This is a genomic window from Micrococcus sp. R8502A1, assembly GCF_006704135.1.
Taxonomy (GTDB): Bacteria; Actinomycetota; Actinomycetes; order Actinomycetales; family Micrococcaceae; genus Micrococcus; species Micrococcus luteus.
Genome location: NZ_VIGS01000064.1, coordinates 1 through 10757, shown reverse-complemented (window position 1 = coordinate 10757; position 10757 = coordinate 1). Strand labels below are relative to the sequence as shown.

Here is a 10757-nt window from a genome sequence, read left to right as displayed (position 1 = left end):
ATGTAGCTCCGTCTCGTGGGCTCGGAGAATGTGTATAAGAGACAGGCGCCGTGGCCGGCTGCGTCCGTGGCTGCCGTTCCTGCTCGCGGCCGTGCTGTGCCTGGCGCTGCTGGGGTGGGCCCTCGTCGCCCTGCCGGGCCTGCCGGAGCGCGTGCCCACGCACTGGGGCGTCGACGGGCGGCCGGATGCGTGGGAGGACACCTCGTTCGGCACGGTGGCGGCGGGGCCGCTGATCGGCCTCGGCATGACGGGTTTCCTGGCGCTGGTCTCCGCTATGGTCACCGCCCTCACCCCCACGGATCCGGGACTGTCCCCGTGGCGGCGCGTGCGCCAGACGGGGGTGCACCGCGGGGTCCAGGAAAGCCTCGGGTGGTCGTGCGTGCTCATCGTGCTGGTGCTGGCCCCGACGACGGCCGAGGTGCTCGCCGCCGGGGCGTGGACGATGCCGTGGTGGCTCCTGCCCCTCACACTGACCGTGCTCATGGTGGGCATCTTCCCGGTACTGCGGGCCGGAACGCAGCGGTGGACGCGCTGGTCGGACCGCGTCGCGGCGGACCTCGAGTACCGGCCCACGGCCGCGGAACGCGCCGAGGACGAGATGTGGACGCCCCTGGGGCTCAAGCGCGACCCCGAGGACCCGGCTGTCTTCCCCGCCAAGCGTCCCGGCTACGGGGTGGGCGCGACGGTCAACCTCGCCACCCCGGTGGGCCGGTGGCTGGTGCGCGGATTCGTGGCCGTGTTCATCGTCGGCCTGCCGCTGGCGATCTGGCTCGGCGCGTACGCGGCACGGTGAGGCGGACCGTGCCCGACGACGACGCCGCCCGCCTGCTCCTGATCGCGGACACCCACATCCCGCGGCGCGCCCGCGCTCTGCCCGCGCAGGTGTGGGCCGAGGTGGCGCGGGCCGACGTCGTGCTCCACGCCGGCGACTGGGTGGCCGAGGACGTGCTCGACGACCTCGACGCGAGGGCCGCCCGGCTGGTGGGCGTGTGGGGCAACAACGACGGGCCTGGGCTGCGGGCGCGGCTGCCCGAGGTGGCGCGCGTGGAGATCGGCGGGGTGCGGATCGCGATGGTCCACGAGACGGGCCCGGCGGCCGGCCGCGAGCGCCGCATGGCCGCGGCGTTCCCGGACGCGGACGTGCTGGTGTTCGGGCACAGCCACATCCCGTGGGACACCGTGGCCGGTCCGGACACCGCGAACCCGGGGCTGCGGCTGCTCAACCCCGGCTCCTGCACGGACCGGAGGCGGCAGCCGGTGTGCACCCTGATGCGCGCGGTGGTGCGGGGCGGGCGGCTCGAGGACGTGGAGCTGGTGTCCGTGGACCGCACGCCGTGACCGACGGGCCGGCCGCTCCCCCCTGCAACGCTGGTTGAGTTATCACGGGTCCAGGCGGCTTGCACCCGTGATAACTCAACCCGCGTCGCGCCGGTGCCACCATGACCGGCGGGTCGGCCGCTCCTGCACAGCCACCACGACGACGGCGGCCCTCCCCAGGGCGCGTCGGTCCGGTCCGTCGCAGGGCCCGGGGGCGGCAGGCTCACCCCATGACCGCGCGCACGCCCCTGCCGTCCACCCTCGCCGCGGGCGCCTTCACGACGGCCGAGCTGCACGCCGCCGGCCTGCCGTGGCGCCGCACCCTCGCGGCAGACCTCGCCCGGATCTGCCGCGGCGTGCACACCGCGGGCATCCCCGACCCGTGCGCCCCGGACGGCGCGGCCGCGCTGGTCCGCCTCACGGGCGGGGTGGTCTCCCACGTCTCTGCCGCCCTCTGGCACGGACTGCCGCTGCCGCCCCGCCTCGCGCGGCCCGCCGGACTGCACCTGACCTTCGACCGCTCCGCGCGCACGCACCGGACCGACCTGGACGGCGTCGTCAGCCACCGGGTGCGGCTGCCCTCCGACCACGTGCTCGAGCTTCCCGACGGCCAGCGCGTCACGACGGCGGCGCGCACCTGGTTCGACCTCGCCGGGATGCTCCGCCCCCACGAGGTGGACTGGCTCATCGCGGACGGCGACCACCTGGTGCGTCCGCCGTGGACGCCGACGGGCCGGGCGGACCCCGTGGCCACCGTGTCCGAGCTGTCGGAGGTGCTCGCCCGCTGCCGTGGCCGGCCGGGTGTCCGTCTCGCACGTGCCGCGCTGGCGGAGGTGCGCGTCGGGGCCGACTCCCCGCCCGAGACCTTCCTCCGGCTCGCGCTGATCCGGGCCGGGCTGCCGGAGCCGGAGCTGCAGGTCGCCGTCGACCCGGCCGACCCGGCCTCGCCCGTCGTGGACCTCGGGTACCGGGGGGCGCGCCTGGCCCTCCAGTACGACGGCGCCGGCCACCGCACGGCTCAGCAGCAGGCGAGGGACGCCCGTCGGGACGCGTACTGCCTCGAGCGGGAATGGACGACCCTGCGCTGCACCTGGGAGGACCAGCGCGCGGGGTTCGGGCGGATCGTGGGGCTGGTCCGGCGTCGGCTCGCCCGCACGCGCTGATCCGCCCCCGCCCGTCCCGACGCGGGTTGAGTTGTCACGGGTCCAGGCCAACGCGGGTTGAGTTGTCACGGGTCCAGGCCCGCGTAACCGGTGATAACTCAACCCGCGTTGCACGGCGCCGGCCTGCGCCGCGTGACGCTCTGCGACGTCCCCACCCTGCCCCCGGCGCATCTCGCCCGGGACAATGGGAGGGACTGTCCCGAAGCCTCCATCGAAAGGACCCCCGTGGCTGACCACGAGTTCGGCTTCCGCACCCAGGCGCTGCACGCGGGCGCCGTCCCGGATGCCGTCCACGGCTCCCGCGCGGTGCCGATCCACCAGACCAGCTCCTTCGTGTTCGAGTCCGCCGAGGACGCCGCCAACCTCTTCGCGCTGCAGAAGTACGGCAACATCTACTCGCGGATCGGCAACCCCACGGTCGCCGCGTTCGAGGAGCGGGTCGCCACGCTCGAGGGCGGGATCGGGGCCGTCGCGACGGCGTCCGGCATGGCTGCCGAGTTCGTCACCTTCGCGGCCCTCGCCGGGGCCGGCGACCACATCGTGGCGTCCTCGAAGCTCTACGGCGGCACGATCACCCAGCTGGACGTCTCCCTGCGCCGGTTCGGCGTCGAGACCACGTTCGTGGACTCCGCCGAGGCCGCGGACTTCGAGGCCGCCCTCCAGCCCAACACGAAGGCCGTCTACACGGAGATCGTCGCCAACCCCTCCGGTGACGTCGTGGACCTGCCGGGCCTGGCCGACGTCGCCCACCGGCACGGCGTGCCGCTCGTCGTGGACGCGACCCTCACCCCGCCCTACCTGATCCGGCCGATCGAACACGGCGCGGACATCGTCATCCATTCGGCCACGAAGTTCCTCGGCGGGCAGGGCACCACGCTCGGCGGCGTCGTGGTGGAGTCCGGCCGCTTCCCGTGGGACAACGGCAAGTTCCCGTCCATGACCGAGCCCGTGCCCTCGTACGGCGGCGTCTCCTGGTGGGGCAACTTCGGCGAGTACGGTTTCCTCACCAAGCTCCGCTCGGAGCAGCTGCGCGACTTCGGCCCGTCGCTGGCCCCGCAGTCGGCGTTCCAGCTGCTGCTCGGCGTCGAGACGCTGGCCCCGCGCATGGACGCCCACCTGGCGAATGCGCAGGCCGTGGCGCAGTGGCTGGACGAGGACCCGCGCGTCTCCTGGGTCCGCTACGCCGGCCTGCCCGACCACCCGCACCACGCCCGCGCGCAGCAGCTGCTGCCCCGGGGCGTCGGCTCGGTGTTCAGCTTCGGCGTGGCCCCGGCAGCCACGGACACCGACGACGGCGCCTCCGGTCCGGAGGCCGGGCGCGCGACGGCGGCGCGCTTCATCTCGGCGCTGCAGCTGGCCTCCCACCTGGCCAACATCGGCGACGCGAAGACGCTGGTGCTGCACCCCGCCACGACGACCCATCAGCAGCTCACCGCCGAGCAGCTCGTGGCCGCGGGCATCCCGGCGGACCTGATCCGCATCTCGGTGGGCATCGAGGACGTCGAGGACATCCTCTGGGACCTGGACCAGGCCCTGACCGCGGCCACCGGCCGCACCCGCGACGGCGCCGTCGTCCCCGCAGAGCAGGAGGCCTGAGCCATGAGCACCACCCACCCCGAGCGCACCTGGACCGGCCCCGGCGCCCCCGAGCGCCTGGCGATCCTGCGCCGCACCCGCTCGATCGCGATCGTCGGCGCCTCGGACAAGCCGGCCCGTGCGTCGTACTTCGTGGCCACGTACCTGCTGAGCTCGACCACGTACGACGTCTACTTCGTGAATCCCGTGCTCGCCGCGGCCGGCAAGGAGATCCTCGGCCACCGCGTGTACGCCTCGCTGGACGACCTGCCCGTCACCCCGGACCTCGTGGAGGTGTTCCGCAAGTCCTCCGACGCCCCCGAGGTCGTGGCGGACGCCGCCCGCGTGGGTGCCCGGACCGTGTGGCTGCAGCTGGGCATCTGGAACGAGGACGCCGCGCGTCAGGCCGAGGCCGCGGGCCTGGAGATCGTGATGGACCGCTGCGTGAAGATCGAGCACGCCCGCTTCCACGGCGGGCTCAACCTCGCCGGCTTCGTCACCGGCGTGATCAGCTCGCGGCGCCAGGAACTGGACCGCTAGGCGGGCGACGCCCCGTGTCGGGCGTCGTCCGGCCGTCGTTGCGCACCCGCCCGTCGATGGCGTGGGATGGTCCCATGACCTCCGAGCTCCCCTCCTCGTCCCTCTCCCCCGCCTGGACCGGCCGCACCGACGGTGACACCCCCGAGCACCTGCGCTGGCACCAGGTCGTCCGCCCCGCCGACGGCCGCGGCGAGCCCACGACGCCGCAGCGCGACCCCGGCGCCGGCGCTCCGACGTCGGGCGCGCGGTCCACGGCGCTCATCGGCTTCGCCTCGGACGAGGGCGTGCGCCGGAACCACGGCCGCGTGGGAGCCGAGGACGGCCCGGAGGCGCTGCGCGGCGCGCTCGCCTCGCTCGCGTACCTCGAGGGCACGGGCGCGCTCGTGGACGCGGGCGACGTGTCCGTGGACCGCGGCGACGACGACGCCCCGGGCGAGCTCGAGGCGGGCCAGGCCGAGCTGGGCACGGTGGTCAGCGGGCTGCTGAACGCGCACGACCTGGCCGTGGTGCTCGGCGGCGGACACGAGACCGCCTACGCCTCGATCACGGGCCTGACCGGCTCCACGCGCGTGGGTGCGGGCACCCGCGTGGGCATCCTCAACCTGGACGCGCACTTCGACCTGCGCGAGGCGCCGCGGCCCAGCTCCGGCACCCCGTTCCTGCAGGCGCTGCGCGACGCCGAGGGGGCGGAGCATCAGCTCTCCTACGCGGTGGTGGGCATCAGCGAGGCCAACAACACCCGGGCCCTGTTCGACACCGCGCGCGAACGCGGGGTCACGTGGGTGACCGACGAGCAGGCCCAGACCGCCGACGTCACCGGCGTGCGCCGCTGGGTGCGCTCGTTCATCAACGCCGTGGACGTGCTCTACCTGACGATCGACCTGGATGTGCTGCCGGCCGCCGTCGCCCCGGGGGTGAGCGCACCGGCCGGCTTCGGCGTGCCGTACGAGGTGATCCACGCGTGCGCGCTGGAGGCCACCCAGTCCGGGAAGCTGGCCCTGGCCGACGTCGTGGAGCTCAACCCCGCCCTGGACGTGGACGGCCGCACGGCGAAGGCCGCGGCCCGGCTGATCCACACGATCGTCAGCCGCCACCGGACGGACGCGTCGCTGCTGGCCTGAGGCGGGCCGGGGGTCCGTTCAGGCGCGGGGGCCGCACCGCGAGGGCCGCGGTGCGGCTGATCCACACGATCGTCGGCCGCCACCGCCGCTGAGGTAGCGAGGTGCGTTGAGGGTCACTCAGCCTCTGTGATGATCAGAAAGCAGACTCTGCATCTTCCAGAGCTTCTTTAAGAACCTCCACGCCTGATTTTGGCTGAGCCGGGCACACCTCCGGCCTCGGGCAGAGCACAGAGATGAGCATCCAGATCGCCAAACGAATCTGCCCAGTCGGATTGATCCCCTCCACGGCTCCCGCTGCAATCTTCTTTGTCGCTGCGATTGCCAAGGCGACGACCGGTCGAGGAAGACCTGCCGTGGTGAGGGCTGTCCTGGTGCGATCGGCTGCTTCATCGATGTATTCGCCTGGATCTACCGCATTCGCCACCTCGGCAAGTACCTGGCAGATAGCATGGCTCCGCGCTCGTCCACGCCCCTGTTCGTCGTCGGCTACGGCAAAATCAAGAAGGTGCGTACGGACTTCCCGAATGCTTTCCGCGACCAGAAGGTCACCAGCCAACTGAAGCACTTCATCGATTCGACGACGTCGCTCACATTCCATTGAGGAAGTCCGCCTATCGACACCCTCCGGCCCTGGGGGCAGAGCGATCAATGTCTCTGTTGGTGGGGTAACGCCCGGACCTGGGGAAGAGCCACAGTGCGGACAACGTGCACGAGCAGTCTCTTTCCTATGGCCTCGCTTGGGGGCCCTGGGGCAGGTGACGGGAGTCATGTCTGAACACTATGTGAGCAGTCGTAGAAACTGGAGGCTCGCAGAAGGGCGGATATCACGACTCGGCTCACCGTCCGGTCAGGTCATGCGACGACGCCGCGCGCCTCGTCCCCGCCCGCGTTCGCTTCTGGTCCCGGCACCATCGCAGACGTCCGGACGAAGTCCAGCCGCTCGCGCAGGGAGTACACCTGCGCCTCCTCGAACAGGCCGAACGGCCCCTCGGGGGCGTCGTCCGTGTAGGGGGACTCGAACAGCCGGCCGGCGTCCAGGACGCCGTTGGCGGTCAGCTCCTCCACCATGTGACCCAGGAAGCGGATCTGCGCCTGGGTGAGCGTCCGGTCCTGGACGAAGTCCGCGACCACACCCTGCGCGGCGGCACGATCCATCCCCACTAGCATGCGCACGAACAGGCCCAGCTGTCCCTCGCCCTCGGACTTCGCCGCGGCAAGGTGCACGTCTTCGGCCCCGATGCTCCGGAGCAGCTGTTCGAGCGACTCCAGGTCCTGCTCGGTGAGCTGCTTGCCGTGGCGCAGCTTCTGCAGCGCCAGCGAGGACTCGTTGCGGCGCAGCGGCTCGCTGACCTTGGCCCAGAACCGTTCGATGTCCACACCGGGCGTCGGCCGCACGACGTCGACCTCCTCAAGCTGCGTGAGCGTGTCCGCGAAGTCCGTGTATACGCGGGAGCGGCGGACCTTCTCGATGAACTGGACGAGCCCGCGCAGCTTCTTCCGGGCGTGCTCGAGCATGCCGAGAGTGACGCCCTCCCACCATTCCTCCCCGGCCACGGCCTCGAGGAGGATGATCTGTTCCTTGACGGCGGGGATGGCGTCCTTGGAGAGCAGGTTCTCCGCGAGGGACTGCACCGTGGCCCGGATGCGCTCGGACATGCCGGCCTCCCCGGTGAGGTCTGCCAGCTGCCGGCGCACGATGAGCAGGTCGAAGCGCTTGGCGTCGACGTCCTCCCCCGGCAACCCGGTGACCACCCCGGCCAGCGCGCGTGCCCGTTCGGCGGCCTGGGCGCTCAGGGACGTCCACGCCTCAGGCCGCTGGAACTCCTCGACCTCCCGGCGGAGGGGGCGGGCCAGGACGTTCTCGAGGGTCAGGCGGGCGATGGCCGCCTGCAGCTCCTCGGCGGCGGTGCGGCGCAGCTCGCGCACCGCGCGTTCCTCCGGCCCGACGGTGGCGGGCGCCCCGGCGTCGTCGTCCAGGGCGTCGAGGGCGACGACGAGCGCGAGCCGGTCCTCGAACAACCGCTGGGTGAGGGACTTCTGGGTGGAGCCGTCGGACTCCGGGAGGTCCTGGTTGAAGAACTCGAGGTTCTGGCACCAGTCGAAGACGAGGAAGTCCTCCTTGTCCCTCCCCGGCCCGTAGAGGTCCGGGCGCAGGCGGGTGCCGCGGCCGATCATCTGCCAGAACTTGGTCTTGGAGCGGACGAGCTTGAAGAACACGAGGTTGACGACGTCGGGCACGTCCACCCCCGTGTCCAGCATGTCCACGCTGATGGCGATGTGCGGGGCCTTGCCGGGGGTCTTGAAGTCGTCCAGCAGGGCGTCCGGGTAGCGGCTGGCGTGGGTGATGATCTGGGCGTACCGGCCGCCGAGCTCCGGCCACTGGGCGTCGAACCGCTGCAGGATGAACTCGGCGTGCGGTTGGTTCTTGGCGAAGACGATGGTCTTGCCGAGCCGTTCGCCGTCGGCCACCTTGTGGCCGTGCTCCATGAGGGTGGAGAGCACGCGGTCCACGGTGTCCGCATTGAAGAGGAACCGGTTGATTTCCTCGCTCGAAACCTCCTCGGGCGCCTCGTCCTCGCCCCAGTCCAGCGCGTCCCAGGCCTCCTGCTCCTCGGCGGGAAGCTGGTCGTACCGGATGCCGCGACGCAGGAAGGTGGTGCCCACGGAGACGCCCCGCGGCGGCACCAAGAACCCGTCCGCCACGGCCTCGTCGAGGGTGTAGGCATCGGTCGGCACGCCGGGCTCGAGGCCGAAGAGGCCGTAGGTGTTCCGGTCGATCTCGTCCTTGGGGGTGGCGGTGAGGCCCACGAGGAGGGCATCGAAGTGGCGGAAGATCTCACCGTACTTGGCGTATACGGACCGGTGGGCCTCGTCCACGATCACCAGGTCGAAGTATCCGGGGTCGAAGCGGGCACCCTGACCGGTGGACTCCTGGATGAGGCCGAGCATGGTGGGGTAGGTGGAGGCGTAGACGCGTCCCTCCCCGTGCCGGTTCTTCAGCAGGTTCACGGTGGTGCCGACGAAGCCGTGCTCCACGAAGGCGTCCGCGGCCTGCTTCACGAGGGCCTGCCGGTCCGCGAGGAAGAGCACGCGCTTGACCCATCCGGCGCGGGCCATCTGGTCCACCAGGGCGACGGCAGTGCGCGTCTTCCCGGTGCCGGTGGCCATCACCAGCAGAGCGGCGCGGCGCTTGTTCTCGAACGCATCAGCGTATGCGACGAGGGTTCACCGCCAGTGCCATGTGTGCGAGAATCGCACACATGTCGCCGACCACTCCTCATTCGCTGGGTGCCCGTGTACGTGCCGCGCGGGAGCGTCGCGGGATGTCCCAGCAGGACCTAGCTACCGCCGTTGGCCTCGAGCGCACCATGGTCAACCGGATCGAAGGCGGACAACGGAAGGTCACTGCCCTGGAGCTGGCCTCCATCGCCGATGCCCTGGGAACCCGAATGCAGTCGTTCTTCACCGAGCCTGCGCCAGCGCTCGTCTCGCACCGTTCCGCCCAGGGGTTGGATACCACCGAGTCGGCCGTGGACCACCTGCTGGCCGAACTCCTCGCAGACGTCGAGTTCCTGCACGGCCTGCATCCCATCGAGGGGTTCGGCGTGCGGGACCCCTGGGAGCAGCCCAAGTCCGTTCACGAGGCCGACGACATGGCCGCCCGGGCACGCGAGCACGTCGGGTATACAGCAACGGAACCCGTAAAGGACCTCCAGGCGCACCTGGCCACTGCTGGCCTGCTCCTGTTCTCCCGCAACTTCGGCGTGGACGCCGCTGACGCGGGAACGGTGCTCCTCGCCGAGGGCGGCATCTCCCTGGTGAATTCCACCCCCAAGGTCGGGCGACGCCGCCTCTCCGCCGTGCACGAGCTTGGGCACTACCTACTTGCCGATGAATACACGGTGGACTGGCGCACCGCCCACACCGGCCCGGACATCGAGGGTCGCCTCGATCGGTTCGCTCGAGCATTTCTCCTGCCAGCAGCTGTCCTTTTACAGGAATGGCCCGCCGCAGCTCACTCAGGCGATGTCCGCACTGCCGCTGTGAAGATCGCCGGCACCTACCTGGTGGACATGTCGACCCTGGCCCGCCGACTCCACGACCTGGAATTGGTGGACGCTTCCACGGCAAACGACATCCGCGCTGTGCAGACCACGCAGACGGACATCATCACCCACGATCTGTACCCGTCTGACGAGATGGCAGGCACTACCCAGCCCCGGGTGTACCAGAAGCACGTCATCGCGCTGTTCGAGGCCGAGAAGCTCTCGCGTGAACGCACACTCGACCTCTTGGATGGGACTTTCGACGACGACGACCTTCCGGACCTTCCCCCACGTCAGGAACAGGAGATCTGGGAGTACGTCTCGTGACCGCCGTTCCGGAGACCTACGTCTTCGATACGGGACCACTGCGCCATTTCACCCTGAAAGGATGGCTCGGTGTGCTCAAGTTCCTGACAGCCGGCCATGCCGTGATTCCGGAGAGTGTGGAGCAGGAGATCAGGGACCAGCAGTACCAGCACCCAGATCTCCGGCAGATCTTGGACGCCGAATGGATCGTCGTGGACCGCAGCGAGGACCTCGAGTTCCTCGCGGCCTTCGCCCGATACGAGGAGCACCTTGTGGCGGGCGGTCGGAACCGGGGCGAATGCGGCGTTCTAGCCCTCGGTCGGACGCACGGGTATCGCATCGTGATCGACGACAACGTGCCCCGCGTCCTGGCCAAGCGCGAGAAGCTCGAGTGCACCGGCACCCTCGGGTTGCTCTGTGAGGCGATCCGCAAGGAGCAACTCACCGTTCCCATGGTTGAGAGCCTCGCTGACGATCTCATCATGGGCGATTACCGGCTTCCCTTCGGCCCAGGAGGATTCAAGTGCTGGGCCGAACAACAGGGACTCCTGGGATAAGCCCTTAGGGCGTGTCTGAGAATAGATGCACGAGTCAGCTGAGACCCTGGGGACATGTCCCGGTTCCAGATGCTCTCCGACGCCCAATGGGAGTTGATCGCCCCGATGCTCCCGACCCGGACCGGCCGCGCC

General features: G+C 70.7%; 10 protein-coding genes and 1 pseudogene. 8 read left to right on the top strand and 3 right to left on the bottom strand.

The window, feature by feature from the left end; genetic code table 11:
- Positions 1–28 precede the first annotated feature (28 nt).
- The 6 genes from FLM69_RS10105 to hutG all read left to right on the top strand — a co-directional run bounded on the left by FLM69_RS10105 (position 29) and on the right by hutG (position 5716).
- The gene (locus FLM69_RS10105; protein WP_141844101.1) at positions 29–793 is read left to right on the top strand and encodes a DUF1648 domain-containing protein; all 765 of its coding nucleotides are present in this window, start codon (positions 29–31) and stop codon (positions 791–793) included.
- An 8-nt stretch (positions 794–801) separates the two neighbouring features.
- Positions 802–1338, top strand: coding sequence for a metallophosphoesterase (locus FLM69_RS10100; protein WP_036315813.1), 537 nt, complete (start codon positions 802–804; stop codon positions 1336–1338).
- Between the two features lie 209 nt (positions 1339–1547).
- Positions 1548–2480, top strand: coding sequence for a hypothetical protein (locus tag FLM69_RS10095; protein ID WP_049147891.1), 933 nt, complete (start codon positions 1548–1550; stop codon positions 2478–2480).
- Positions 2481–2705: 225 nt separating this feature from the next.
- A complete protein-coding gene (locus FLM69_RS10090; RefSeq protein ID WP_036384386.1) occupies positions 2706–4076 on the top strand; it encodes an O-acetylhomoserine aminocarboxypropyltransferase/cysteine synthase family protein in 1371 nt (456 codons plus the stop codon).
- Positions 4077–4079: 3 nt separating this feature from the next.
- Entirely contained in the window at positions 4080–4595 is a 516-nt protein-coding gene (locus FLM69_RS10085) for a CoA-binding protein (protein WP_002857647.1), read from the top strand.
- Positions 4596–4669: 74 nt separating this feature from the next.
- The gene (gene hutG / locus FLM69_RS10080; protein ID WP_036384388.1) at positions 4670–5716 is read left to right on the top strand and encodes a formimidoylglutamase; all 1047 of its coding nucleotides are present in this window, start codon (positions 4670–4672) and stop codon (positions 5714–5716) included.
- A gap of 133 nt (positions 5717–5849) precedes the next feature.
- On the opposite strand, the gene FLM69_RS10075 is transcribed toward hutG, so the two are convergent.
- From FLM69_RS10075 to FLM69_RS11625, 3 genes and pseudogenes are all read right to left on the bottom strand, one after another.
- Positions 5850–6314, bottom strand: a complete 465-nt coding sequence (locus FLM69_RS10075; RefSeq protein WP_141844099.1) for a hypothetical protein — start codon at positions 6312–6314, stop codon at positions 5850–5852.
- A 254-nt stretch (positions 6315–6568) separates the two neighbouring features.
- Positions 6569–7891: a type I restriction-modification enzyme R subunit C-terminal domain-containing protein gene (locus FLM69_RS11730; protein ID WP_327036633.1), complete on the bottom strand. Its 1323-nt coding sequence runs from the start codon at positions 7889–7891 to the stop codon at positions 6569–6571.
- Positions 7880–8914 (bottom strand): annotated as a pseudogene (locus tag FLM69_RS11625) (DEAD/DEAH box helicase family protein); the annotation flags it as partial. The pseudogene FLM69_RS11625 and the gene FLM69_RS11730, both read right to left, overlap by 12 nt.
- A gap of 14 nt (positions 8915–8928) precedes the next feature.
- Here FLM69_RS11625 and FLM69_RS10065 point away from each other — a divergent pair.
- Together FLM69_RS10065 and FLM69_RS10060 are read left to right on the top strand one after the other, a co-directional pair.
- A complete protein-coding gene (locus tag FLM69_RS10065; protein WP_306274405.1) occupies positions 8929–10089 on the top strand; it encodes an XRE family transcriptional regulator in 1161 nt (386 codons plus the stop codon).
- Entirely contained in the window at positions 10086–10625 is a 540-nt protein-coding gene (locus FLM69_RS10060; RefSeq protein ID WP_003038432.1) for a hypothetical protein, read from the top strand. The genes FLM69_RS10065 and FLM69_RS10060 overlap by 4 nt, the downstream gene beginning before the upstream one ends.
- Positions 10626–10757: the final 132 nt, after the last annotated feature.